Raw genomic sequence first — 24,074 nt, forward strand, 5'->3', positions numbered from 1 at the left:
TGCTAGAGGGGTATGAAATGGGCTATGTTTTTGGACTGCGCGAAGGGCTGAGCCCTGTAGCGCAACCCACGCGGTGCTGATGGCGAAAGCTTGAGGCGTCAGTGGGCGCTTACAAGAGCAGAGGAGCGATCCGCTGGTGTTGTAGGTTTTAGAAGCGATCGCAAGATCGCAGCGCCTGACACTCCTTACAAGGGAGTGGAGGAGCAGAACCTGGACAACTTAAGAGTTTAGGAACTGACGCTTTTGTCGCGTTTAGGCCCGATGAGCAGCGATCAAAAGCTGATCAAAAGGTTTGAGCAGATATGCGACGAGAGTGTGAGGTCCCGTCAAAAGAAATGAGTTGCAGAAACCTGTTACAGCATCAATTTTTGCTTTCACGGGCGAGGATTGATGTCAAAGGTGTGACAGGTGAAAGCAACGACCGGATCTGAGATCCTGGAAAGTCACAGAAGGAAGAGATTCTGAAGTGCACTCTTGTAATCCTTCTGTCAGAGGAAGGGGGCAACAACTGCTTGTCGTACGCCAGTGCGAATGAGTGGGTGAAGCAAATCAGACTGAGTGATGAGCCTGTAAGGGTTGATTGCGAGAGGGTTTGATCTACTACGGAGAGTTTGATCCTGGCTCAGGATGAACGCTGGCGGCGTGCTTAACACATGCAAGTCGAACGAACCTTCGGGTTAGTGGCGGACGGGTGAGTAACGCGTGGGAATCTGCCCTCAGGAGGGGGATAACGGTTGGAAACGGCCGCTAATACCCCATATGCCGAGAGGTGAAATGAATTTCGCCTGAGGATGAGCCCGCGTCTGATTAGCTAGTTGGTGAGGTAATGGCTCACCAAGGCATCGATCAGTAGCTGGTCTGAGAGGATGATCAGCCACACTGGGACTGAGACACGGCCCAGACTCCTACGGGAGGCAGCAGTGGGGAATTTTCCGCAATGGGCGCAAGCCTGACGGAGCAACGCCGCGTGAGGGATGAAGGCCTCTGGGCTGTAAACCTCTTTTCTCAAGGAAGAAGATCTGACGGTACTTGAGGAATAAGCCACGGCTAATTCCGTGCCAGCAGCCGCGGTAATACGGGAGTGGCAAGCGTTATCCGGAATTATTGGGCGTAAAGCGTCCGCAGGCGGCTTTTCAAGTCTGCTGTTAAAGCGTGGAGCTTAACTCCATCAAGGCAGTGGAAACTGATTGGCTTGAGTGTGGTAGGGGCAGAGGGAATTCCCGGTGTAGCGGTGAAATGCGTAGATATCGGGAAGAACACCAGTGGCGAAGGCGCTCTGCTGGGCCATAACTGACGCTCATGGACGAAAGCCAGGGGAGCGAAAGGGATTAGATACCCCTGTAGTCCTGGCCGTAAACGATGAACACTAGGTGTCGGGGGAATCGACCCCCTCGGTGTCGTAGCCAACGCGTTAAGTGTTCCGCCTGGGGAGTACGCACGCAAGTGTGAAACTCAAAGGAATTGACGGGGGCCCGCACAAGCGGTGGAGTATGTGGTTTAATTCGATGCAACGCGAAGAACCTTACCAGGGTTTGACATCCTGCGAATCTCTTGGAAACGAGAGAGTGCCTTTGGGAACGCAGTGACAGGTGGTGCATGGCTGTCGTCAGCTCGTGTCGTGAGATGTTGGGTTAAGTCCCGCAACGAGCGCAACCCACGTTTTTAGTTGCCAGCATTTAGTTGGGCACTCTAGAGAGACCGCCGGTGATAAACCGGAGGAAGGTGTGGATGACGTCAAGTCATCATGCCCCTTACATCCTGGGCTACACACGTACTACAATGCTACGGACAAAGGGCAGCAAGTTCGCGAGGACAAGCAAATCCCATAAACCGTGGCTCAGTTCAGATCGTAGGCTGCAACTCGCCTACGTGAAGAAGGAATCGCTAGTAATCGCAGGTCAGCATACTGCGGTGAATACGTTCCCGGGCCTTGTACACACCGCCCGTCACACCATGGAAGTTGGCCACGCCCGAAGTCGTTACTCCAACCCTTGTGGAGGAGGACGCCGAAGGTGGGGCTGATGACTGGGGTGAAGTCGTAACAAGGTATCCGTACCGGAAGGTGCGGATGGATCACCTCCTAACAGGGAGACAACAACTGATCGTGATGTCTGAGTTATTGATACTTAGGCCATGATCCTGTCACCTTAGGTCGATCGGTACCTCAAGTTGAGAATCAAAGAAAAGCTGAGTAATCAGCTTGGAGATTGATGATTGATTTTAGTTCCTAAACTTGTCTAGGTCACACCCCGCAAGGGTTACTCCTGGGCCATTAGCTCAGGTGGTTAGAGCGCACCCCTGATAAGGGTGAGGTCCCTGGTTCAAGTCCAGGATGGCCCATTCGGTGTTGGGGGTTTAGCTCAGTTGGTAGAGCGCCTGCTTTGCAAGCAGGATGTCAGCGGTTCGAGTCCGCTAACCTCCACTGACGAATCTTCTGACAACGAGCCAATGGTGAGAATCGTTGTGTGATGTGATTTAGAATTTAAGTTTGCTGGCAGACCCTAGCTTCTTATCATTCCAGGACTCAATCAATTGAGATGAGGTTGATAGGATGCTGGGCTCAATGTAATTCGCAAGAATTGCAGAGATGTTCAGCAGAACCTTGACAACTGCATAGGTAAGTCTGGAAAGAATAAAGCATCTCATGGATGCATGATTCTTGTGAATCAGCTGATGCAATCTGCGCGAGCAGAGAGCTGAGGTTGATGAACGAGAATGATGTTTGATTCTTGAGTCAAGAGCCGAGACTCTATAGCGTTCTTTCGATGTCATCGAGGCATCGAGAGTTTGATTGGTGATTCAAACCATTTTCAATGACAAACAATTCAGTTTAACCGGAGAAGTTTGAGATTGAAGCCAGGTGAATTGCTAAGAATACGTATTCAACTACGTGAAGCGTTATAGAGATTAATTGGTCAAGCTACAAAGGGCTCATGGTGGATACCTTGGCACACAGAGGCGATGAAGGACGTAGTTACCTGCGATAAGTCTCGGGGAGCTGGACACACGCTTTGATCCGGGAATTTCCGAATGGGGCAACCCCTAGTACGGCCAGCTGAATCCATAGGCTGGTGCGAGCCAACCCAGCGAACTGAAACATCTTAGTAGCTGGAGGAAAGGAAAGTAAAAACGACTCCCTAAGTAGCGGCGAGCGAACGGGGAAGAGCCTAAACCGATGGTTTCGACCATCGGGGTTGTGGGACAGCAATGTGTATCAGGGATGTTAGGAGAAGTGTTTGAATGGCACACCACAGAGGGTGAAAGTCCCGTAACCGAAAACTGAACTGAGCTAGCTGTATCCCGAGTAGCACGGAGCACGTGAAATTCCGTGTGAATCCGCGAGGACCACCTCGTAAGGCTAAGTACTACTGTGTGACCGATAGCGCAACAGTACCGCGAGGGAAAGGTGAAAAGAACCCCGGGAGGGGAGTGAAATAGAACATGAAACCATGAGCCTACAAGCAATGGGAGCCCGACTAAATCGGGTGACCGTGTGCCTGTTGAAGAATGAGCCGGCGACTTATAGGCACTGGCAGGTTAAACCGGAAATGGTGGAGCCATAGCGAAAGCGAGTCTGAATAGGGCGATCGTCAGTGTTTATAGACCCGAACCCGGGTGATCTAACCATGGCCAGGATGAAGCTTGGGTGATACCAAGTGGAGGTCCGAACCGACTGATGTTGAAAAATCAGCGGATGAGCTGTGGTTAGGGGTGAAATGCCAATCGAACCCGGAGCTAGCTGGTTCTCCCCGAAATACGTTGAGGCGTAGCGTCTAGTGCTCCAGCAGGGGGGTAAAGCCACCATTTCGGTGCGGGCTGCGAGAGCGGTACCTAATCGAGATGAACTCTGAATACCCTGTGTGTAACTAGGCAGTCAGACTGTGGGGGATAAGCTCCATAGTCGAAAGGGAAACAGCCCAGACCGCCAGCTAAGGTCCCCAAATCAACACTAAGTGATAAAGGAGGTGGGATTGCCCAGACAACCAGGAGGTTTGCCTAGAAGCAGCCATCCTCAAAGGAGTGCGTAATAGCTCACTGGTCGAGCGATCCTGCGCCGAAAATGAACGGGGCTAAGTGTTGTACCGAAGCTGCGGATTTAACTTGTTAAATGGTAGGGGAGCGTTCTATGTGGGGCGAAGCGTTAGCGTAAGCGGGCGTGGACTGCATAGAAGTGAGAATGTCGGCTTGAGTAGCGAAAACATGGGTGAGAATCCCATGCCCCGAAACCCTAAGGGTTCCTCCGGCAGGCTCGTCCGCGGAGGGTTAGTCTGGACCTAAGGCGAGGCCGAAAGGCGTAGTCGATGGATAACAGGTCAACATTCCTGTACCGGTTATGTTTTGGGAAGGGGGACGGAGAAGGCTAGCCAAGCCAGATGTTGGTTACTGGTTTAAGCGTTCGAGGCGTTGAGGAGCGGCGAAAACGTTCTGAGCTAAGGCGTGAATACGAGCTGCTACGGCAGCGAAGTTGGTGATGTCATGCTTCCAAGAAAAGCCCTATACCCGTTAAGGCATAACTGCCAGTACCCGAAACCGACACAGGTAGGGTGGTAGAGAATACCGAGGGGCGCGAGATAACTCTCTCTAAGGAACTCGGCAAAATGGCCCCGTAACTTCGGGAGAAGGGGTGCCAGCGAGAGCTGGTCGCAGTGAAGAGGCCCAGGCGACTGTTTACCAAAAACACAGGTCTCCGCTAAGTCGCAAGACGATGTATGGGGGCTGACGCCTGCCCAGTGCCGGAAGGTTAAGGAAGCCGGTCAGCGTAAGCGAAGCTGGCGACTGAAGCCCCGGTGAACGGCGGCCGTAACTATAACGGTCCTAAGGTAGCGAAATTCCTTGTCGGGTAAGTTCCGACCCGCACGAAAGGCGTAACGATCTGGGCGCTGTCTCGGAGAGAGGCTCGGCGAAATAGAATTGTCTGTGAAGATGCGGACTACGTACACCCGGACAGAAAGACCCTATGAAGCTTTACTGTAGCTTGGTATTGTGCCCGGGCTCTGAATGCGCAGGATAGGTGGGAGACGTTGAAGTAGTGCTTGTGGGTGCTACTGAGTCAATGGTGAGATACCACTCTTTCAGAGCTAGGGTTCTAACGTTCACCCGTTATCCGGGGAGCGGACAGTATCAGGTGGGCAGTTTGACTGGGGCGGTCGCCTCCTAAAAGGTAACGGAGGCGCGCAAAGGTTCCCTCAGGCTGGTTGGAAATCAGTCGACGAGTGCAAAGGCAGAAGGGAGCTTGACTGTGAGACCTACAAGTCGAACAGGGACGAAAGTCGGCCTTAGTGATCCGACGGTTCTGAGTGGAAGGGCCGTCGCTCAACGGATAAAAGTTACTCTAGGGATAACAGGCTGATCTCCCCCAAGAGTTCACATCGACGGGGAGGTTTGGCACCTCGATGTCGGCTCATCGCAACCTGGGGCTGAAGTCGGTCCCAAGGGTTGGGCTGTTCGCCCATTAAAGCGGTACGCGAGCTGGGTTCAGAACGTCGTGAGACAGTTCGGTCCATATCCGGTGTACGCGCAGGAACATTGAGAGGATTTCTCCCTAGTACGAGAGGACCGGGAGGAACGCACCTCTGGTGTACCAGTTATCGTGCCAACGGTAAACGCTGGGTAGCCATGTGCGGAGTGGATAACCGCTGAAAGCATCTAAGTGGGAAGCCCACCTCAAGATGAGTGTTCCCATGGCATAAGCCAGTAAGGTCACGGGAAGAACACCCGTTGATAGGCTCTACGTGGAAGTCCAGTAATGGATGCAGCGGAGGAGTACTAATAGACCGAGGGCTTGACCATCCATTTGGTTCTTGCCCGAGAAACAAGTTTTATTCAATTCAGAGCATCATTCACAAGGATGATGACCTATGCAGTTCTCAAGGTTCACTCCTTGGGAATGATTTTATCCTGGTGTTCATGGCGATGTGGAACCACTCCGATCCATCTCGAACTCGGTTGTGAAACGCATCAGCGGCGACGATATTTTAGGGGTAGCCCTCTGAGAAAATAGCTCAATGCCAGGTAAAAACATTTCCACATGTAGATCATCAATCTTGCGAAAGAGTTGTTGATTTACCAAGAAAAAGCCACCCGCAGGGGTGGCTTTTTTGATGGCTAAGCCAGTGTGATTTTTAAAGAAGATAATCAAATACATTCCTGAGGTCTTTGATTGGCTGGCGCTAGCGTTATTAGCAGTAGATGAATGCCAAGCGTGGAGCTTCGTTGGAAACGTTGGGCTAGATGGTTGGTCGCAAGTTTGTGGCGGGCCTACCTTCGCTGGATGCGTTGTGATTGTGTAGATCTTAGTGCTGCTTTTGCTTATTACACGTTGCAGTCATTTTTCCCAATTCTGTTGATCTCGCTGTCTGTGGCCTCTTGGTTTCTTGGCCGTCAGCATGGTCTTGATCAGCAAATTGTTGACTTTACTGCGCAGGTTCTCCCACCTTCTGTTGTTGGTTTGGTGGAATCAACATTGGTCAAACTTGTCAAACAAGGCTTTGGTGCAGGATTGCTCGGAGCTGTGTTTCTGATGGTGACTGCTGGTAACGCCTATTTAACTTTGCAGCGTGGTGCTGATCGTCTTTGGCGAGACCTGTTGCCCCTGCCTTCAACACCTGCACCATTTGTTGTTCAGCTAACCCGCTTCCTGCGTGCTCGAATTGAGGCTTTTGTGGTCGTGATCCTGGTCGGGCTGCTTGTTGTTGCTGATCAGATCAGCGTCAATCTACGCATGATCCCAGGTGCTGTTTGGGATGAGCTGATGCGCACGACACCATGGCTTGCCGCTTTGTTGTCTCGAGTGCCTGTGCTTCAGGTAGGTCAGTTCGTTGTGCCATTACTCGGTCTCTCTGGGATGGCGTTGTTGTTGCAGGCTTTGCTACCTAGTAGACGTGTCCCACTCAGGCCTCTTGTCCCTGGGTCTTTTTTGATTGGTACGCTTTTGACGATCCTCAACCTGGTCGTTAGCCGCAGCATTCTTTCGCTGGGCACGCGTTATCAGGCTTATGGCTTCATCGGTGGTGTTCTGGTTCTCACCTTTTGGGTTTGGATGGTCGGTGTGATCCTTTACTTTGGGCAGTGCTGGAGCGTGGTTCTTGCAAGTAGGAGTCGGCATCAATGGGGAGAACCGAACCCGCTAAAAAGCTGATTTCACAACGTCTTCAGTCAGCATAAAATTGATTTTTAATTGATTGTTGTGCCTTCTCTGATGCGAGCACGCTCTGCCCGGTTGCCGCCGGCCTTTGCAGGCATGGCTCTATTGAGTATGGCGATAGGTGCGGTTGTGCTGATTACAGGTCTTACTCTTTTGGCCGTGCCTGTAATGCTGCTGATCGGATTTGTGGTAGCCCTGGTTGCCGGAGTTTTTTTTGGAAGCTGGGCTTTGATCGAAGTCTTAGCAGCCTTGGAGTCTTGGATGGAGCGGGACGCCCGCTTCCAGCGTTGAAATGGCCAGGCCTTCTCCTCTGATTTGGTTGGCCCTTCTGCTGATCTTGCTGTTGCCCACTGCAGCCGGGCGGATTTTGCTTGATCTAGCTGGTGGGTTAATGCTTGTCGCTTTGGTTTTACCGTTTTTGCTAGCTGGCTTTGGTTGGTTGGGTTGGCGTGTTCTTCAGTCCCGCATGGTGACTTGTCAGGCTTGCGGATTGCGCACTTTTGGCAGCTCTGGTCAGTGTCCTGTCTGTGGTGCAGGGCTGTCTGATACTTCAGAGTTAGGTGATTTTAAAGATGATGGAGGGATTTCTACCCCTGCTAGTGCGGCCACAATTGATATTACGGCTGAAGATGCTGGTTCAGAGGGTTGATGATCTTTAGACACTAATCAGTGTGTTTATCCGCTCTTATTGAGGAGCGTGTTTTTGTTGGATCAGAGGTTGAAAAAATCAATTAGAGCTATCAACAGTGTATTTCTAGTTCTCAGCATGATTTGCCATTTCTTGTAGCCGACGTTCACGCAGGAAGAGAAATAATGGTGCGGCAAATGCAAAGGCAATTGTGATGCTACTTAAAAGCACGATCCACAGGTGTCGCATTTGAAGTCGTCGACTCTCTACAACGATCCAGATGGTTATAACACTAGCACCTATGATCAGATCTCGGGATAAAGATTGAGCTGCAGGATTTGCATTCGATAGTGCTACAAATAAGCTGATATCAAAGTCTGGGCCGTATTGCTGCATAAAGTCGATGTTGGCTAGTGTAGGAAGTATCGCTCCAGTGATTGCTAGGATCAAGTAGACCCATTGCAGCAAACTATTTGGTACTTTCATGCTACTCGTGATGTGATAGTTGCAACCCTAGTGAAGAAGCCATGTGAAATCACAGATTAGTTGTATATGTATGATTACTGGTCTGAGTGTCGCCAGTGACTTCATATAGGTGAACTGCTGCTCAATGCGCTCGGCCTGAAGAACACGTGGCAAAGTCTTGGAAAAATCTTTTTTGCTTTACTTTAGCAATGCCCTAAGATACCCATTCATTAGCTTAACTAATTGTGGCCACAATGTATGGCTTTGAAGTGGTTAGAGCTGCTTGTTGTTTTGGAGTTTCAATCAAGTTAGGGTAGATGCTTTTTGTCAATTGTCTTTATGGAATTGAAGTTGGCATTTAGATCATATGGCTCGAGTTGAATTTTGGCTGAAAGATTCTCTTGGCCCATGATTTTTCAGCGTAAACAGATGACTTTCAATGATTACAGATGTCTGTTCTCCATAGCCAAGCTCAAAGCGAATGCTGCCTCATGATTATGTTTTTAAGTGGCGTTGCCAATCAAAGCAGAGATCGAATTTTTTTGATTTTCAGTCGTCGTTAAGGAGAGGCATGAAGTTGTTTCTTTAAAGGCCTAAACTTGAAGGCTGGCTGATGAGCGGTAAATCGATGAAGCAGGCAATTGCTGAGAGAACAGCAGAGATGATCAGCGATCGAGTGGCGAATGTTGTACGGCCACTATTCCTTTGTAAGTCGAAGGCCTTGTTGTTTGGAAATAACGGTTGGCAACACCAACCTGCTACCAGTGCTACAAATGGCCAACTGATAAAGGTCAAGAGTATGTAGTTGAGAACCATGCCCATTGATTTGCTTCAGCTGAAACCATTGTAGCGATCCTTTAAGGGTGCTATTGATTTTGACATTTAAGAATTTTTGAGTGAAATGATTTTGAGCACGACTTTCTTGAGAAAATCTGTTTCTTGCTAGGGTCAAACAGCATCATTGGAGTGACAGCCCCTAATACTTATTAAGGCATTTAGATTGCTTATGCTGTGAACAACTGAGCAATCTTTTCAGGCAATAGGAGGCGCGATTCTTTGGCAATTGCTAGAAGTTATCTTCAGTGATTGTGGCTCGTATTGTTAATGACTCAGGTCTTGACTGATGACTAAGTGCGTAACTGTTGCCTCCTCAAAGTATTAATAGTAGTTTTTTATTTTCGAATGATTCAGCACCTTCTCTGAGGACAGTCTTCAGTAATTGCAGGCTATTCAATTAGTAATTTATTGAGGCATTGTAAGCATTGAAAAGTGATATTTATTTTCTAGGGCCCAAATAGATGATTCGAATGCGATTGAATTTAAGCCTGCAAAAACATCAGACAACCTATTGCGACTAGTTTGTGATATGGTTTTGGTTGCCTTTACTGGTTATGCGTGGATTGATTACCGGCCGCATGCCTCTTGCTGCCATATTAGGTTTTAGTCACAAGACAACATTTGCGGAATCAGTTTATAAAGCTAGTCCTAAGGCCTATGGGAAAATGTTAGTTTTCTCAAGTACGTGAGAACTCGCTTTTGAGATCCGGTTTGTTGATTGGGTGGTGATTGTCATGACTCTTGCTAAGCCAAAGACCATGGAATTTGCGTCATTAAGTCTGATCCCCCAGGTTTTATATGGATCAGTTGCTTTAAAGATAAGAGAGGGCGCTGGCATGCTATTCGCATCGCTCGATGCATAGCTCTAAGGGTAATATTGTGGCTGTTGAATCAGCTCCAGCGGTGGTGGATGGACCGGAACTTATAAGGTAAAATTCTTAAGAGGTCGCAATATACTTGTCATTTCTTTGGGCAAGTAGGCTCAAGAAAATTGGAGTTAAGACTGGTCTAAAGTGTAAACCTCTGCTGAATTATGTGTCTGAATCAGCTTTTAGGCTACTCGCATCGAGCTGAAGCACGCTTTGTTCGACGGTATTAAGCAGTGCTTCACAGTGCTCAAGGTAGACCTTCCCTTGTAAGTAGTGTCTTTGGAGCTCTTCTACAGGAACGCTGTCATTCTGTAATTGAGTAAGGAGTAAATCGAGCGCTTGTAGAGATTCTTCGTAGCTGAGTGATTTCGCATCTTGGCGCCATTCTTTCAGCATGCTATCTAGCGTTGATTGCGCAGTATTGATGGCGTGCTTTTGCTGTTTAGAGCCGGAATCTTTTGGTGTCTTCTCAGATGATGAAGTGGCTTTTATCATGTCGAGAGCCTTTGCTGATTAATTGCTTCTGCGGTGGCATTGATCTGGCCATCACTGAGCTGGATGGTCAAATTGTCCAGCACAGATACATTACCCACGCTTCGAAGAGTTTTACCTTGCTTGTTCTTCACGATGGCAAAACCGCGCATCAACCAGAGTTCTGGTGATAGAGCTTGGAGGAGCTGATGCTTCTGGCTTAAGTGAATGCGCTGAAGCTCTATCTGTTTCAGCGGTTGTTGACACTCCAACGCTTTACCTCGCACTACAAGCCGCTCACGTTCTTTGCGAATGAGCCAATTGCAATGGTCTTTAAGTCGATGACGGCGTTGCATCAGCACATTTTGAGCTGACTCCCGACTGGGCAACAGGGCCACCATCGCTGCGGTTGGAGTCGCGGCTCTATGGTCAGCAACCAGATCAGCCACTGTTTGGTCATCCTCATGCCCTAGTCCAGTCACCACCGGTATTGGGAAACTGGCCAGGTCACGGCATAGGTCTTCATCATCAAACACCATCAGGTCTTCACGACTGCCACCTCCTCTGGCCAGCACGATCGCTGCAATCCCCAGCTCATCATGTTGATTAGCCAGAGAACGTAAAACGGATTGGATTTGTTTTGCTACACCACCTTGGACTGGAATTGGAATGATCAGCAATTGAGTTAGAGGCCAGCGCTCTTTTGCTGTACGCAGCATGTCTGCCAGGGCGGAACTGGGCACGCTGGTCAAGATGGCTACAACCTCTGGATATTTTGGTAACGCTTTCCGTTTTGATTCGTCGATGATGCCCTCTTTCAATAGCAGGGCTTTCACAATTTCGAACTGACGCAGCACCGTCGATAGGGACGGACGCATGTCTATGACCTGCACGGCCAGGCTTGCTCGGGTTGCCCAGAAGTTGAGCTTGCCGACAACCGTTACCCCATCCCCTTCTGCAGGCCTGTAGGTGAGTTGCTGCAGCTTGGAAGCCCAAGCCACGGCCGTGATACTTGCGTTGCCATCAGTCAGAGTTAGCCAGAGATGACCTTTTTTGATCTGTGGCTTGGAGACTGACGCTTCCACCAGAAATCGGGGTGCAAAGCCACGTTCCAGCAGAGTGCCAATAGCCGCGTTGAGATCGCGGACTGAATAGTTTGGAAGGGATTCAGCGGTCAAGGCGTCGGTAGGCCATACCCCAGTAGAGGCAGATCACGACGCTAAGAGCAGCAACAGCTTGCCCCCAGGCATGATCCAGTTGGGTGGATGCGATTGTGAAAATCACCAGGGCGCTGCTCAGCAGCCTTGCGCCATCGCGTCGGTTGTTGACGAAGAGTGGGGGCAAGTTAATCACTCCAACGTTTCTCTACTGTGGCCCATCGTTATTGCAGGGTGCGCTTTACGCAAACTTTGTCGATTTACAGTGATCACCTCATATGGCTGCTACTGCTTGAAGGGTTGCAATGACATTCAGCCAAGGCCCATCTGAGAGAGAATGCTTTGGCCGGTCAGAAGTTCGGTGCTGAGGCCGATGACGACGCCCATCATGGCTAGACGGCCGTTCCAGGTTTCTGCGAAGTTGACGAAGCCGAAACGGGGCTGAGGTTTGTCGGCCATTGGTGACTCCAAGATCCCATCAATGTAACAAAGCATGGAGATGGCTTGACCGTCTTCATGACAATGGATTCCCGTTTTTAGGTAACTTTCCCCTTGTTTTCATCTCATCCGGCCATGTGCTTTTTGATGCTGGCTGTTGCTTGGGCTTCTCGCGGGTTCTCTGGCCAGGGATGCTTCGGGTAGCGACCGCGCATTTCGCGGCGCACGTCCTGATAGCTATCACTCCAGAAGCCTGCTAGATCTCTTGTGAGCTGCAGAGTACGCCCTGCTGGAGAGAGCAGTTCAAGGGTCACGGGAAGCTTGCCATTGATCAGTTTTGGGCCGTCTTCGCAGCCAAACATTTCTTGAAGCTTTACCGATAATTTCACCTCTCCATCGCCATAGTTGAGAACAGCAGACCGACCAGAGGGAATGGTTAGTTGGCTTGGTAGCATGATGTCTAGTGTCTGGCGCATCTCCCAGGGGAGCTCTCCCCAGAGAGCTTCTATTAGCCCTTTTTCACCCAGCTCATCCAAGCTATGGCAACCCAACAGCGGTTGGTTGAGCCATGAACTTGGCTGATGACCAAGGAATTTAAGGTCGCGAGGTGGCCAGGGGGTGCCTAGGTGGCGGTGGGCGAGTTCCAGGCGTGCACGCAGTTGTTGGCTGCGACGGCCCCAGGGGAGTTGCCCTAGACCCTGATGGCACAAGACATCGAGCAGGATCTTGCGGCAGTGTTCGGGTTCTGGCTGTGGGAGGCGTTCCCTTTGGATTACTAGTTCGCCGATCTTCAACAGTCGCTCTGCTCGTATTCGCGAGATTTTTTCATCCCAGCTCATTGATTCACTCCATTCCCCATCTGTCTGGCTCAGCGTCTCTACCCATTGCATCGAGAGGGGGATTGCGAGCTGGATGAGTGTGTTGGCCTGGCCAAGATCCACCCTTGCAACTGCTAGGGCAGGAGAAGATCTGAGAGGGTCATGCTGGCGGAGAATGGCGCCGCGTCCTTGTCGCAATCGATAGTGTCCGGCTTTCCCTGGTCGTTCCAAGGCCAACCATTCCGGGAAGGCTGTGGCAATTAGTTGTGCTGCCAGGGCATGTTCTGAGAGGTCTTTATTTGCTTCTTTGCTGTATTGATCGTCTTGCCTAATGGTCTTGAGTTGATCAAGCAGCCTTTGGCTGAGACGGCGCATCTGTTGATGGGCTTGTCTGGCAGATCGATGAATGTCTCGCTGGTCCTGACGTAACCAATCCAGACGAGTCCTCAGGTCTGAGCCAACATGATGGCTGTTGAGGGGATCTCGATCACCCAGTAAAGCGGCTAGTTCGGCTCCCAGGGCTGCGCATCCCCATCCTTGGGCTTGGAGCAACAGGATCCCTAGCCTGGGGTGTATGCCTAGTTTGCATAGCTGGCGGCCTAGCGTTGTGATCCGTCCGTCATGGTTGAGGGCGTTCAGATTGATCAGTTGTTGCCTTCCCTTCTGCAACGTTGATTGAGGTGGGGGGTCGATCCATGGCAGGGTTTCCCCTAAGCCAGCGCCCCAGGCCGCTAGCTCAAGCACCACGGGCATGGGATCGGCAACAAGTATTTCTGGAGGTGCATGTTCGGGCTTGCGCAGTTGTTCTGCTAGCGACCAAAGTCGAACGCATTGGCCTGGACCTTGGCGTCCGGCTCGCCCTTGGCGTTGATTGGCGCTTGCCAGGCTAGAGGGCACTGTCTCAAGTCCCTCCATGCCAGTGTTGGGGTCAAAGCGACTTTGCCGACTCAGGCCGCTGTCGATGACCAGTCGAACCCCTTCGAGGGTGAGTGAGCTCTCCGCGATAGAACTTGCTAAGACGATCTTGCCTATCCAAGGTGATTCAGCCCTAAGCAATGCCCGCGCTTGCACATGCAGAGGCTGTTGCCCGTGAAGATAGGCAAGATTCCAATGCGTAAGACTTTCTTGAGCCGCCAGTAGTTCTTGGGTGCGTTTGATTTCACGTTGTCCAGGCAGGAACACCAGCACGGTGGGGCGTGAACTGGTGCGATCGCTTGCTTCGCTCAGAGGTAGGGCATGGGCCGTAATGGCCCGCATCACCTGATGGGGTAACGGTTCGTCTGGGCGGGGTGTCTGATGATGGGTCGCGACGGGGAAGGCTTTCCCCTCGCTTTGTAGAAGGGTTGCTTCTGGTAGGCGATCTTGTAATTCGCCAAGATTGAGCGTTGCAGACATGAGCAGAAGCCGTAGCTCTGGATGGAGCAGCGGTCGGGCTTCCAGCAAAAGGGCCAGGGCGAGGTCGCTGTCTCGCCGTCGTTCGTGAAATTCATCAAAGATCACGCAATCAATGCCGTTTAGGCTTGGATCACGCTGAAGGCGACGTAGAAACAAGCCGTCTGTAATGACCTCTAATTGAGTTCGTTTTGAGCGCAGCTGTTCATGTCGTATAGCGAAGCCCACGCGCTCCCCTAATGGCTCTTTCAAGCTTGCGGCTAGTCGCGAGGCTGCTGCTTTGACAGCTAATCGTCGTGGTTCCAGCATCCAGATTCTGCCTGGAAGAGGGGTGTGACCATCAAGGGCACCCAAAAGCGCAAGCGGCACTCTGGTGGTTTTCCCTGCCCCTGGTGGCGCTTGCAGCAGCACTGTGGCACTTGCAGTAAGGCTGTGGCAGAGCTGCGTTAGCAGCGAGTCGATCGGGAGATCTCCCAAGCTGCAAAGAAAGAGTTAGCTGATCAGATTGAGAAGAGCTAGCAGCATCAGACTGCTTAGGGCTCCTATTGCAAAGAGAAGCCTCACTAAAGGCGCCGTCGAAAGCTGCAGGCTGCTCATGAAGAAAACCTTAAGAGCCGGAACTGTACTGGTCTAGCCCCTTGTCCCTGTTTGTAGCCCTTGTAGTTCGCAGGGCTTCACATCCTTCACAGTCAGCGCACGTGGCGGGTACCGTCAACGGGGTGATAGTCCTCGCCTGTCAGTTCTTCGTAAACGATGGCTGGTAGCCCTGTTTCAAACATGGTTTGTAGTGCTTCCTTGAGAAAGGGATTCCATCCCCCGGTGCTTACGTCGCCGTGTCGGACCGTCCAATCCCATGTCCCCTGCAAGTCTCTAGGGATGCGTCCTTCTCGATCGCGCCTAGCTACCAGGTCAAGAGACTCGACCAATCCCACTTGGATCGGCTGTTTGCCGTAAGCAGGGGTGAGGCTTAGTTCAAGCCGAACGGGATCTTCTTTGACCAGCCGCAGTCGAAACCGCGGAGGCAACTTCACTGCTTTGATGACTGCAGCCACGATGCGCGTTCTTTGATCCACCAGGGCTTCCCCAATCGAGTCCAATCCAGTGCCAGCCTTTGACACTGACTTTCTAATTTATTCAGCAGGAGTTTCTGTTGACTGGGGTGGCTCGTTGTCTCCTGAGAAACGAACTGTGAGGAGCTCTTCTTCTGTGAGGCGGCCTTCCTGGTCTAGTAATTCAGGGTGAACGGTCACCAAACCGGTGCGATCACTTTGTGAGTTCTTCCTAATTGGTTGGCTACGTATGGGTTGCTGGGCGGCGCCGAAACCCTTCCCCATCACGCGGAAGGCTTGCCACAGCAGGATCAGGAAGGCAGCGCCGTAAAGGATCGGGAACAAGGGGTTCTCCATGATGGCTTCATGGTTTGCGATAAAGGCGATTGGGTGGTCGCCACGTTGCGTTCATCATTGCTTGCCTTTGAATGATCGTGCTAATCACGAGGCTCTGGCAAAGCTCAGGCCTTTCAAACTTCACGAAACTCAGGCTAAGGGCGGATTAGCGCCCAGGATTTGTTGCAACAGTTCATTCAGTTTGGAGCTTGTTGAGCTGTTCCGTGGGGGGATGAAGCTTCATGAAGACGAGCTCAGGCGTATTTGGTCACAGCTCTGTCAAGGATTGACACTGTTGTTTGAGAGAGCTCTGTCTACGGTCAAAGTCATGAATTGATTGTCGTTTGGCCAATGTCTGCGTTACTTGAGGAATCCTCCGCAGAGCTGCGGTTATCCAGCCAATCTTCAGGTTTGAGCAGGGTTTTCCGTGGTGGTCTTCTGCTTGGCACTGGATTGGTTTGTCTGCCTGTGTTGTCGGGACTTTCCCCTCAACCGCTGCAGGCGGCATCAGCCGCGACATCCTTATCCAAGCAGTCGTTTGTAGCGGATGCCGTGGCTCGCAGCGGCCCTGCTGTGGTGACTCTTGAGACGAGTCGGACGGTCCGTTCTATGGGCATGGCTGGTCTGCCTCAGGGGCTATTAGCAGACCCGCTGTTCCAACATTTCTTTGGTTTGCCTGGCAGAGTCGCTCCCCGCTCGCGGATAGAACGAGGGCAGGGAAGTGGTGTGATTTTTTCGGCGGAAGGATTGGTTCTCACCAATGCTCATGTCGTGGAGAAGACTGATCAGCTGATGGTGGGATTGCCAGATGGTCGAAGGGTGCCTGGGCGACTGGTTGGTCAGGACAAGATTACAGATCTGGCTGTAGTGCAGTTGGATGGCTCGGGGCCTTGGCCCACAGCCCCATTGGGAGACTCGGACCAGCTTCGGGTCGGGGATTGGGCCATAGCTGTTGGCAACCCCTTTGGCCTTGAAAATACGGTGACGTTGGGAATCGTCAGCAACCTCAACCGCAACGTCTCTCAGCTAGGGATCTCTGGCAAGCGGTTGGATTTAATTCAGACCGATGCTGCTATCAATCCAGGCAACTCAGGAGGACCGCTGTTGAATTCTGAGGGCAATGTGGTGGGTATCAATACACTCGTTCGCTCTGGACCAGGAGCTGGGCTGGGTTTTGCTATTCCTATTAATCGGGCTAGGACCATCGCCCAGCAGCTGGTGGAGCGAGGACGGGCCAGTCATCCGATGGTGGGTGTAGGTCTCTCGCCGGTGCCATCTGTTCGTTCTGGGGAAGCCAACTCTCCTGGTGCTGTGATTCGTTCCTTGGTGCCGGGCGGGCCTGCAGCGCGTGCCGGGTTGAAGGTTGATGATGTGATCTTTTCGGTGGAAGGGTTACCGATTGATGGGCCTGCTGAGGTCGTGAGCGCGATTGATCGTCATGGAGTTGGGCGACCAATCACTTTTGGATTAATCCGGGGCGACAGTCGGATTGAGCTGGCGGTTACACCAGTGGAGCTGACGGCGATGCAGGCACCTTGACCCTGTTGTTATGTGCACTACTCCCGACTAGTCCAGTCTCAGGTTCTACAAAAGGATCTAAGACATGTTCAGCCCATGAGCGGGAGTGATGCAATCTCATTTTGCGGCTGGGGCTAGAAGCTATTCATTCGTCAGTGTCTCGTAACTGCTCCACGCAACGGGTGATGCATTCACCGTCATCCAGCGAGCAGGTGGTTATGCATTCGAAGTAGGTCTCAACGGCATCCCAAGTTTGCTCGTGCTCATGGTTTGCGTCGCTAGTCGATTTGGAGATATGAAGGTCTTCGGCACGTTGGGTAGGGACGCTTGTCATCAAGTACACATGGCTGTGAAGTCAGCTTATGCACATATTTGCTGTGCTCAAAGGAAAATGAGTCTTCCTGCCTAACCTTCTTTAAAGTTTTTTTGCCAAACGGATAGATTTTGGGTTTAAGCCGCGCCTTTTTTTCTGGCTTGACGCTTTCTTTGGCGATCGCGATTGGCTAAGCGCTTGACTTCTTTTTCTGCCAGGGCCATTGCCGCAGCGGCTGCGGCTTGTTCCTCTGATTTTTTTTCCTGGAAATAAGCGTAGTTGCCTCGGTAAAGGATCAGTTCGCCATCGCGTAATTCTACGATGCGATTGGCTACACGGGAAATGAAGTAGCGATCATGAGAGACCAGCAGGGCGGCGCCTTCGTAAGCCTGCAGTGCGTCCTCCAGCATCTGTTTGGCAGGGATGTCGAGGTGGTTTGTTGGTTCGTCGAGTACCAGCAAATTGCAGGGTTTGACCAGCATTAGGGCTAGGGCTAAGCGAGCCTTTTCTCCACCACTTAGATTTTCGACGTTTTTGAAAACAGCATCATTACTCAAGCAGAAACTGCCGAGTAGAGAGCGCACCTGGGTTTGGGTCCAGTCCGGGACGGCTTCAAACATTGTGTCGATGACGGTTTTCTGCAGATCCAGAGCTTCTGCTTGGTTCTGTTCGAAATAGCCAGCTATCACGTTGTGTTCTCCGAGGGAAGCCCTGCCGTCATCGGCAACTTCCAAGCCCATGATCAGACGCAGCAGAGTGGATTTGCCTGCGCCGTTGGGGCCTATGAAAGCAATCCGATCGCCGGGTTCCACCTCCAGATGGGCGCCGAGGAAGAGAATCTTGTCTCCGTAGCTGTGGCTGAGGTCTTCGATCAGAGCCACCTGTCGGCCGGATCGTGGAGCATCTGGGAAGCGAAAGCTCGGGCCGCTGACACTCTTAACTGGAGCTTCGATTCGCTCTACTTTCTCGAGGAGTTTCTCTCGGCTTTTGGCTTGGGTGCTGCGCGTGGCACTTGCCCTGAATCGATCGACATAGGCCTGTTGGGCGGCGAGATCTTTCTGCTGGCGTTCAAACGCAGCTTGAGTTGCTTCCTCTTCGAGTGCCTTCTGCTCAAGATGTGCTGTGTAGTTACCGAGATAGGTGCGCGAAATGCCTCTCTCAGTAATCACGATTTGGGTACAGATCCGATCGAGGAACGTCCGGTCGTGGCTGATCACAACCATGGCGGCGGTCTGTTTGAGCAGATAGTCCTCCAACCACTGGATGGTGTCTACGTCCAGATGGTTTGTGGGCTCGTCGAGCAGGAGCAGATCAGGATCTTGAAGAAGGATCTTGCCGAGAGCAATTCGCATTTGCCATCCCCCGGAATAGTCCCCTACCCGTTGATCGGCCCCATCTGATGTGAAATGGAGTGTTGGTAGTAGTTTTTCGATTCGAGCCTCAAGCTCATAGCCGTGTAGGGCTTCAAAGCAATTCTGTAAACGGCTTAGGTCTTTGATCAGGCTGTCGAGAAAAACGCTGTCTTCTGCAGCCCGCTTTGTAGCCATGGCGGTTTCTACGAGTCGCTGTTGATGGACAACGGCAGCGGCCTCACCAAAGGCTTGAAAGAGCTCTTCTCGCACTGTGCGGCAGGGATCAACATCAAACTCTTGTTGTAAGTAGGCGATGCGTGGGTTCCCCTGGCGCACAATCTGGCCACTGCTGGCTTCTTCGAGTCCCGCGATTAATTTGAGCTGTGTGGATTTGCCAGCCCCATTGACACCTACCAGTCCGATTCGGTCTCCGGGCTTGATTTCCCAGGTGACATCCTTGAGGACTTCATGCGTGGGGTAGACCTTGTTGACGTGCTCAAGTCGCAGCACCGAGGGAAAGCAACCGCAAGAACATCATCCCGCTTCGTATACGGGCAGACTGGAGGATATCCATTCCGGATCACCGGCCATGGTGAAATTCGAACAAATTACGGCTGTTGTGCTTGCTGCTGGCCTAGCGATCCCTAGTTACTGGTTTTTTTGGAGTTTGGCAGGGGGTGGCGGTTACGACCGTCGAGGCATGCAAAACGTCAATCCCTCACAAGTAGAAGAAAGTCGCTCGCGTGAATTAGAGCCTGGTCTTAAAGCCCCCCCCGTGCCTTGATGAGCCATTGCTTGGTGTCAGCGTCATCGAGGCTGGCCAAGTGCGCTTTTACTTCGTCAAGCGTGACAGGGAGTCCCATGCTGTGCCCCAGATCGCAGATTGCCTTCAAGGCTCCCTGAGGATCTTGGAGTGCCTGGCGAAATAGGGCTTTGGTGTGTTCGGGATCGTTCTGAATACGTTCGTAGAGCACTGCAGCGTTGCTGCTCATCAGAAGGGAAGTGTCTGTTGCAACTGTATTCAGCCTGAAGTGATTTGACCTGATTCTTGGTTCATGCTGCTTGCTCTACATCAACTTCTGTCATGCCTGTTGCTGATGCGTCTTTCATGCTGCGGGCATCCATGCAGAGGACTTTGCGCAGTTGGGCGAAATTTTTGGCCTGGGATTCGCGTCCGTCCTGAGCGGCGCCGTATTCCGCCCTTTGCAAGACTTGATGGAGATGTGTGAGCAGATAGCTGCTAATTACAGCTGATACCAGCACATCGCTATTTTCTTGGCTTCGGCTTAAACGCCGACCCTTGCTTGATTTGATAGGGCTGTTTGGATTGATAGGGCTGTTGGCTTGTTGAGGTGGATTGAAGCGAGTTGAAGTTGGAAGTGTGGGTTTGTCCATGGGGCAATCCTGATGTCTGGTTGTTAGTCGAATGAGGGGGGTACTTGAGCTTTAGGGCTGAAAAAGCATTGGGTATTTCGACGGGCCATGGAATTGTTGAACTGGGTCATCGGAATAGACCATTCCGAACTGTGTTCTCAGCATAGTGCTGGATACTATCCTTGCACACCTCTGTACACTTGTAAGTAGGACTTACTTTTTTAGGGTCGTGGCTACCCGTCAAACCTCATCCAGTGGGAAGCCCAAGTCTCCGAGAGTCCAGGTTGTGTTGCCTGAAGAGCTTTGTGTGCGCCTAACAGCTCTTGCCGAGCTTGAGTCCCGCACCGTTAGCAATATGGCCAAAGTGCTTATTCAGCAGGGTATTCAGCGTTACGAGCAGGAGCAGAGTTCGGTCGTTTCAGCTCCATCGTTAGCGAGTACAGAAGGCTTTCGATCGGCTCTTGAAGCTCAACAGCCCAGGCGTTTAAGAGGCGCTCCGCGCCGTCTCCGCCTCTATCGTCCCTCTTGAGTTTGGTGGTCTTCGTAGTTCTTCAATGAACTGCTTGGCGAATCAAGCTGGATCAGCTCTCACACCAAGAACTGCCGCACGCTTGGCCCCTGTTATGGCCGGAGCGTTGCCTGGGTACTGGAGGCAATGCCACCAGGCAAGTAATGCAAAGGCAAGACCTTCTCGGGCTTCAGCGCTGAGGCCTAGCTCATCGCTATTGAGGAGTCGCACGCCACGGCAGCGTTGTCTGAGTTCGTTCATCAGCACAGGATTTCGGCTTCCACCACCAGCAACAATGAGTTCCAGGGGGCGAACCAGATTTCTAAGGTGAAGATTGTCCAGATCCTGTGCCACAACGGCTGCGCTGAAAGCGGTCAATGTGGCGACACGATTGGCCCTCGACATCTTGGGGAGTTCCTTGAGGCGCTGCTCTAGATCGGCAAGCCCAAATTGCTCCCGGCCTGTTGATTTGGGAGGAGGGAGTTGGAAGAAGGTTTCCTTCAGCCAGCGTTCGATCGTGGTCGTATGCGGATGTCCACTGGCAGCGATGATTCCATCATGATCAAAGGCAAGCTTGCCTTTGCTGATCTGTTCAACAGCAAGATCTATCAGGCTGTTGGCTGGGCCGCAATCCCAGCCCATAACTGAAGCAAGGCGATCCGGACCACTCCGGGGAGGAATCAGGGTGAGATTGGCAATCCCTCCAAGATTGAGCACCCCACGCCAGCCCCCTACTCGACCTAGCAGTGCGGCATCAGCCATAGGTACCAAAGGTGCTCCCTGGCCTCCTAGTGCCAGGTCTGCGGCTCGGAAGTCATGAACAACAGGGCGCTTGAGCAGTTCAGCCAGTAGAGGGGCTTGCAGGATTTGCCAGCTGGCGCCGCGATGATTCTTCTGAGGAGGACGATGCCAAACAGTCTGACCATGAGAACCCACGAGCTCAGCTTGTGCGCTGGGGTCACAGGCCAGAGCTGCTTGAGCATGAACCTCGGTGATGGACTCAGATAGCTCGAGCCATTCACGGCTATTGAGTTTGATGCCTTGTCCTGCGTTGACAACTGTTTGGCGAAGATCCTCTGGGTAGGGGATGCAGACAAGATTTAGTAGCGACCATTTTGGTTCAGATGGTGAACCACTGAACTCAGCGAGTACTGCATCAACACCATCAGCACTGGTGCCGCTCATCAGCCCCAGTACGCGCATTGAAGTCAGGTTTTGGGAAGTTTCTTGAGGTCGTCAACCAATCCCATGACGACAAGCACATGCTCTTTTTCGAGCACATACGTTGCGGGAGGGTTGACGTGCAGTCCCTTGGTTGGTCCAGCTGCCAGAACGTTTACCAGGTAGTTCTTGCGTAGGTTGAGATCTCGTAGCGAATGTCCAACAAACAGATCGGGAACTTTGATTTCTTCGATGCAGGTTTGGTCATCAAGTTCCAAGCGTTCCATCAGGTTGGGCCGCACTAATTCAAGACCTAGCCGCTCCCCCTGCATCCTCGAGGGGAACACCACCCGATCAGCGCCAACCCGCTTCAACATCTTTTCGTGTAGGTCACTGGTGGCTCGGGCAATCACCTGTTGCACTTTGCTGCCCTCGCTGTCCTTGGCAATCAGCGTGGTTGTGATGCTTGCTTCGATCGGTTCGCTGATGCCCACGACAACGGTGCCCATTTCGAGCACACCTGCTTCTCGCATCGATTCCTCGTCAGTGCAGTCCACAACTCTTGCTTCGATCGACGGCTCCAGTTGTCGCAGCTCTTCGATAGATCGTTCTGAACGGTCAACCGCCAGCACGTCTGCACCGTTTTGCATGAGTTCACGACAGACGGCGCTCCCGAAGCGCCCTACTCCCACTACCGCAAAGCCAAGCTGAGGGGTGCCTTGTTGGGGTGACCAGTTCCACCACTCTTTCATTGTGTTTTCTCAGCAAACCAAAGTTCAGACATAAAGATCTTCTCGCGGATAGCCGATGCGATTTTGACGGTGGAGCCGATCTTTGTTGACGGCTTCCCAGATTGCGCTGAGTAGCAGAAGGATGCCGAGTCGTCCGACAAACATGCCGACGATCAGCACGAGTTGTCCGAAATGACTCAAATTCTGGGTGACGCCAACATCGAACCCCACAGTGGCAAAGGCTGAAATGCATGTGAATAACATTTCTAGAAAGGTGAAGGCTTGCTCTCCATTCAGGCTGCTGGACATACCCAGCAATAAGGCCATCACAAGCACGAAAAGCAGGGATGCCACTGTGATGCCGACGGCTTTCAAGACCACCTTGTCGGAAATCTGACGATTACGGATGACGACATCGTCTTGGCCACGCAGGGTTGAACGGGTGGCGGCCATTAAGGCGGCCAGGGTGGTTGTTTTGATGCCACCGCCAGTACCTCCGGGACTAGCTCCAATGAACATCAGTGCCATTAGCAGAAGTAGCCCTGAATCGGAAATGCTCTCGAGAGAGAGGTTCACGGTGGTAAATCCAGCGGTTCTGGCACTGATAGAGCCGAATAGCGAGCTCATCAGTCGCTCAGACCAACCGATGCTTGAGAGGAAGTGGTCTTGGCTTAGTGATTCAGTGATCACTAGCCCCACGGTTCCGATCAGGATCAGGATCAGGGATGTGCGAATGACCAGACGGGTATGCAGACTGAGGTTGCGGCGTTGTAGTTGTTTGCGATTGCTCCAGAGATCGCTGGTGACTCTCCATCCCAGTCCACCAAGAACGATCAGGACGATGATCACGATATTGACTACCGCATTGCTGCGGTAGTGCTCCAGGCTGTCAGACCATAGGCCGAAGCCGGCGTTGTTGTAGGCAGAGATGCTGTGAAAAAGTGCAGCCCACAGTCGCTCTCCATGGTTGGTGATGTCATTGAAGCCAAAGATGTAGAGCACGATCGCGCCAATCAGGATCAGCACTGTTGCGGTGAGGGCAATGCCTCGAAAAGTCGTGCCTACGCCGCCAACTCCGAATTCATCGAGGGTTTTGCCTCGATCAAGCCTGCATCTCAGTTCAGTTCCGCGAACCACAAAACCTTGTAAGAAGGTGGTGATAGCCATCAGCCCAAGGCCACCTGCAAGGATCATCGCTGCAAGAACCCCCTGGCCGACGTTGGTTAGATCTTGGCCGATATCAATAATGCAAAGTCCAGTCACGGTCACTGCTGAGGTCGCCGTGAAAAATGCTTCCCACAAGCCCACCTTGGCGTTAGAGCAGACCGGAGTGGCGAGAATTAGAGTCCCAGCGATGATCACCAGCAAACCTGTGACCACAGTGAATTGAGGAACCGTTAGGCGACGGTACAAATCCTGTGTGCGATGGACGGCTTTAGGAAATGGCACCGATGGGTTTCCGCTTTATCGCGACGAGAGTCAAAGGTTGTCCTGAGGATTCTCCCCAGATGGA

The 24,074-nt window shown here is 52.0% G+C and carries 21 protein-coding genes, 2 tRNA genes and 3 rRNA genes; 11 read left to right on the forward strand and 15 right to left on the reverse strand.

All coding sequences use genetic code 11. The features are described from left to right. The first annotated feature begins 599 nt into the window (after positions 1 to 599). The 8 genes from SIB79_RS00005 (at position 600) to SIB79_RS00040 (ending at position 7,793) form a co-directional block, all read left to right on the forward strand. A 16S ribosomal RNA gene (locus SIB79_RS00005) occupies positions 600 to 2,084 on the forward strand. Positions 2,085 to 2,266: 182 nt separating this feature from the next. Continuing rightward, positions 2,267 to 2,340, forward strand: a tRNA-Ile gene (locus SIB79_RS00010). Positions 2,341 to 2,349: 9 nt separating this feature from the next. Beyond that, positions 2,350 to 2,422 (forward strand) — tRNA-Ala (locus tag SIB79_RS00015). Between the two features lie 491 nt (positions 2,423 to 2,913). Then, positions 2,914 to 5,790 (forward strand): 23S ribosomal RNA (locus SIB79_RS00020). Between the two features lie 107 nt (positions 5,791 to 5,897). Beyond that, a 5S ribosomal RNA gene (rrf, locus tag SIB79_RS00025) occupies positions 5,898 to 6,014 on the forward strand. Together the 16S, 23S and 5S rRNA genes with 2 tRNA genes alongside form the textbook arrangement of a ribosomal RNA operon. A gap of 179 nt (positions 6,015 to 6,193) precedes the next feature. Then, positions 6,194 to 7,138 carry a YihY/virulence factor BrkB family protein gene (locus SIB79_RS00030; protein ID WP_063403147.1) on the forward strand — a complete coding sequence of 315 codons (945 nt, stop codon included), beginning with the start codon at positions 6,194 to 6,196 and terminating at the stop codon, positions 7,136 to 7,138. Between the two features lie 60 nt (positions 7,139 to 7,198). Further along, the gene (locus tag SIB79_RS00035; RefSeq protein WP_011131012.1) at positions 7,199 to 7,435 is read left to right on the forward strand and encodes a hypothetical protein; all 237 of its coding nucleotides are present in this window, start codon (positions 7,199 to 7,201) and stop codon (positions 7,433 to 7,435) included. A 1-nt stretch (position 7,436) separates the two neighbouring features. Beyond that, a complete protein-coding gene (locus SIB79_RS00040; RefSeq protein WP_011131011.1) occupies positions 7,437 to 7,793 on the forward strand; it encodes a hypothetical protein in 357 nt (118 codons plus the stop codon). Positions 7,794 to 7,898: 105 nt separating this feature from the next. On the opposite strand, the gene SIB79_RS00045 is transcribed toward SIB79_RS00040, so the two are convergent. The 8 genes from SIB79_RS00045 to SIB79_RS00080 form a co-directional block, all read right to left on the reverse strand. Then, on the reverse strand, positions 7,899 to 8,258 hold the full coding sequence (locus tag SIB79_RS00045) for a DUF2834 domain-containing protein (RefSeq protein WP_063403146.1): 360 nt from the start codon (positions 8,256 to 8,258) through the stop codon (positions 7,899 to 7,901). A 1,847-nt stretch (positions 8,259 to 10,105) separates the two neighbouring features. Further along, entirely contained in the window at positions 10,106 to 10,438 is a 333-nt protein-coding gene (gene xseB, locus SIB79_RS00050; RefSeq protein ID WP_063403144.1) for an exodeoxyribonuclease VII small subunit, read from the reverse strand. Next, positions 10,435 to 11,592 (reverse strand): exodeoxyribonuclease VII large subunit, encoded by a 1,158-nt coding sequence (gene xseA, locus SIB79_RS00055; RefSeq protein WP_063403143.1) that lies wholly within the window; start codon positions 11,590 to 11,592, stop codon positions 10,435 to 10,437. Before xseA ends, xseB begins: the two co-directional genes overlap by 4 nt. Beyond that, positions 11,582 to 11,767, reverse strand: a complete 186-nt coding sequence (locus SIB79_RS00060; RefSeq protein ID WP_041374662.1) for a hypothetical protein — start codon at positions 11,765 to 11,767, stop codon at positions 11,582 to 11,584. Before SIB79_RS00060 ends, xseA begins: the two co-directional genes overlap by 11 nt. A gap of 116 nt (positions 11,768 to 11,883) precedes the next feature. Further along, entirely contained in the window at positions 11,884 to 12,030 is a 147-nt protein-coding gene (locus SIB79_RS00065; protein WP_063399100.1) for a high light inducible protein, read from the reverse strand. A gap of 104 nt (positions 12,031 to 12,134) precedes the next feature. Continuing rightward, positions 12,135 to 14,696 (reverse strand): ATP-dependent helicase HrpB, encoded by a 2,562-nt coding sequence (hrpB, locus tag SIB79_RS00070; RefSeq protein WP_063403142.1) that lies wholly within the window; start codon positions 14,694 to 14,696, stop codon positions 12,135 to 12,137. A 212-nt stretch (positions 14,697 to 14,908) separates the two neighbouring features. Continuing rightward, positions 14,909 to 15,292 (reverse strand): hypothetical protein, encoded by a 384-nt coding sequence (locus SIB79_RS00075; protein ID WP_036911765.1) that lies wholly within the window; start codon positions 15,290 to 15,292, stop codon positions 14,909 to 14,911. A 57-nt stretch (positions 15,293 to 15,349) separates the two neighbouring features. Next, positions 15,350 to 15,625 carry a DUF2973 domain-containing protein gene (locus SIB79_RS00080; RefSeq protein WP_063403141.1) on the reverse strand — a complete coding sequence of 92 codons (276 nt, stop codon included), beginning with the start codon at positions 15,623 to 15,625 and terminating at the stop codon, positions 15,350 to 15,352. Positions 15,626 to 15,955: 330 nt separating this feature from the next. Between SIB79_RS00080 and SIB79_RS00085 the strand changes: the two genes are divergently transcribed. Continuing rightward, on the forward strand, positions 15,956 to 17,143 hold the full coding sequence (locus tag SIB79_RS00085; RefSeq protein ID WP_063403139.1) for a trypsin-like peptidase domain-containing protein: 1,188 nt from the start codon (positions 15,956 to 15,958) through the stop codon (positions 17,141 to 17,143). 124 nt (positions 17,144 to 17,267) lie between these two features. Here the strand turns inward: SIB79_RS00085 and SIB79_RS00090 are convergent, their stop codons facing one another. Together SIB79_RS00090 and SIB79_RS00095 are read right to left on the reverse strand one after the other, a co-directional pair. Beyond that, positions 17,268 to 17,456: a hypothetical protein gene (locus tag SIB79_RS00090; protein WP_074161310.1), complete on the reverse strand. Its 189-nt coding sequence runs from the start codon at positions 17,454 to 17,456 to the stop codon at positions 17,268 to 17,270. 116 nt (positions 17,457 to 17,572) lie between these two features. Then, the gene (locus SIB79_RS00095) at positions 17,573 to 19,297 is read right to left on the reverse strand and encodes an ATP-binding cassette domain-containing protein (protein ID WP_063403138.1); all 1,725 of its coding nucleotides are present in this window, start codon (positions 19,295 to 19,297) and stop codon (positions 17,573 to 17,575) included. Between the two features lie 79 nt (positions 19,298 to 19,376). Here SIB79_RS00095 and SIB79_RS00100 point away from each other — a divergent pair, with 79 nt between their 5' ends. Beyond that, on the forward strand, positions 19,377 to 19,571 hold the full coding sequence (locus SIB79_RS00100) for a hypothetical protein (RefSeq protein WP_074161309.1): 195 nt from the start codon (positions 19,377 to 19,379) through the stop codon (positions 19,569 to 19,571). On the opposite strand, the gene SIB79_RS00105 is transcribed toward SIB79_RS00100, so the two are convergent. Together SIB79_RS00105 and SIB79_RS00110 are read right to left on the reverse strand one after the other, a co-directional pair. Further along, entirely contained in the window at positions 19,549 to 19,779 is a 231-nt protein-coding gene (locus SIB79_RS00105) for a hypothetical protein (RefSeq protein ID WP_011131000.1), read from the reverse strand. The two genes, SIB79_RS00100 and SIB79_RS00105, sit on opposite strands and share 23 nt — an antisense overlap. 61 nt (positions 19,780 to 19,840) lie before the next feature. Further along, positions 19,841 to 20,182, reverse strand: coding sequence for a hypothetical protein (locus SIB79_RS00110; RefSeq protein ID WP_063403137.1), 342 nt, complete (start codon positions 20,180 to 20,182; stop codon positions 19,841 to 19,843). 208 nt (positions 20,183 to 20,390) lie between these two features. Here SIB79_RS00110 and SIB79_RS00115 point away from each other — a divergent pair, with 208 nt between their 5' ends. Continuing rightward, positions 20,391 to 20,690 carry a ribbon-helix-helix domain-containing protein gene (locus SIB79_RS00115; protein ID WP_011130998.1) on the forward strand — a complete coding sequence of 100 codons (300 nt, stop codon included), beginning with the start codon at positions 20,391 to 20,393 and terminating at the stop codon, positions 20,688 to 20,690. Positions 20,691 to 20,732: 42 nt separating this feature from the next. On the opposite strand, the gene SIB79_RS00120 is transcribed toward SIB79_RS00115, so the two are convergent. From SIB79_RS00120 to SIB79_RS00130, 3 genes are read right to left on the reverse strand one after another with little or no spacing between them, the layout of a single operon-like run. Continuing rightward, complete coding sequence (locus SIB79_RS00120; protein ID WP_063403136.1) at positions 20,733 to 21,872, reverse strand: anhydro-N-acetylmuramic acid kinase; 1,140 nt, start codon at positions 21,870 to 21,872, stop codon at positions 20,733 to 20,735. Between the two features lie 5 nt (positions 21,873 to 21,877). Then, positions 21,878 to 22,582, reverse strand: a complete 705-nt coding sequence (locus tag SIB79_RS00125) for a potassium channel family protein (protein WP_011824937.1) — start codon at positions 22,580 to 22,582, stop codon at positions 21,878 to 21,880. 24 nt (positions 22,583 to 22,606) lie between these two features. Beyond that, positions 22,607 to 24,010 (reverse strand): TrkH family potassium uptake protein, encoded by a 1,404-nt coding sequence (locus tag SIB79_RS00130; RefSeq protein ID WP_063403135.1) that lies wholly within the window; start codon positions 24,008 to 24,010, stop codon positions 22,607 to 22,609. Between the last annotated feature and the right edge of the window lie 64 nt (positions 24,011 to 24,074).

Origin of the sequence: Prochlorococcus sp. MIT 1342, from assembly GCF_047304495.1 — a bacterium.
GTDB classification, from domain to species: domain Bacteria; phylum Cyanobacteriota; class Cyanobacteriia; order PCC-6307; family Cyanobiaceae; genus Prochlorococcus; species Prochlorococcus marinus_D.

Coding starts and splice junctions, on each gene's coding strand:
- SIB79_RS00085 (WP_063403139.1), top strand. CDS start 15,956: ATGTCTGCGTTACTTGAGGAATCCTCCGCAGAGCTGCGGTTATCCAGC.
- SIB79_RS00040 (WP_011131011.1), top strand. CDS start 7,437: ATGGCCAGGCCTTCTCCTCTGATTTGGTTGGCCCTTCTGCTGATCTTG.
- SIB79_RS00035 (WP_011131012.1), top strand. CDS start 7,199: ATGCGAGCACGCTCTGCCCGGTTGCCGCCGGCCTTTGCAGGCATGGCT.
- SIB79_RS00100 (WP_074161309.1), top strand. CDS start 19,377: ATGGTGAAATTCGAACAAATTACGGCTGTTGTGCTTGCTGCTGGCCTA.
- SIB79_RS00065 (WP_063399100.1), bottom strand. CDS start 12,030: ATGGCCGACAAACCTCAGCCCCGTTTCGGCTTCGTCAACTTCGCAGAA.
- SIB79_RS00105 (WP_011131000.1), bottom strand. CDS start 19,779: ATGAGCAGCAACGCTGCAGTGCTCTACGAACGTATTCAGAACGATCCC.
- SIB79_RS00125 (WP_011824937.1), bottom strand. CDS start 22,582: ATGAAAGAGTGGTGGAACTGGTCACCCCAACAAGGCACCCCTCAGCTT.
- xseB (WP_063403144.1), bottom strand. CDS start 10,438: ATGATAAAAGCCACTTCATCATCTGAGAAGACACCAAAAGATTCCGGC.
- SIB79_RS00080 (WP_063403141.1), bottom strand. CDS start 15,625: ATGGAGAACCCCTTGTTCCCGATCCTTTACGGCGCTGCCTTCCTGATC.
- SIB79_RS00110 (WP_063403137.1), bottom strand. CDS start 20,182: ATGGACAAACCCACACTTCCAACTTCAACTCGCTTCAATCCACCTCAA.
- SIB79_RS00120 (WP_063403136.1), bottom strand. CDS start 21,872: ATGCGCGTACTGGGGCTGATGAGCGGCACCAGTGCTGATGGTGTTGAT.
- SIB79_RS00045 (WP_063403146.1), bottom strand. CDS start 8,258: ATGAAAGTACCAAATAGTTTGCTGCAATGGGTCTACTTGATCCTAGCA.
- SIB79_RS00090 (WP_074161310.1), bottom strand. CDS start 17,456: ATGACAAGCGTCCCTACCCAACGTGCCGAAGACCTTCATATCTCCAAA.
- SIB79_RS00030 (WP_063403147.1), top strand. CDS start 6,194: ATGCCAAGCGTGGAGCTTCGTTGGAAACGTTGGGCTAGATGGTTGGTC.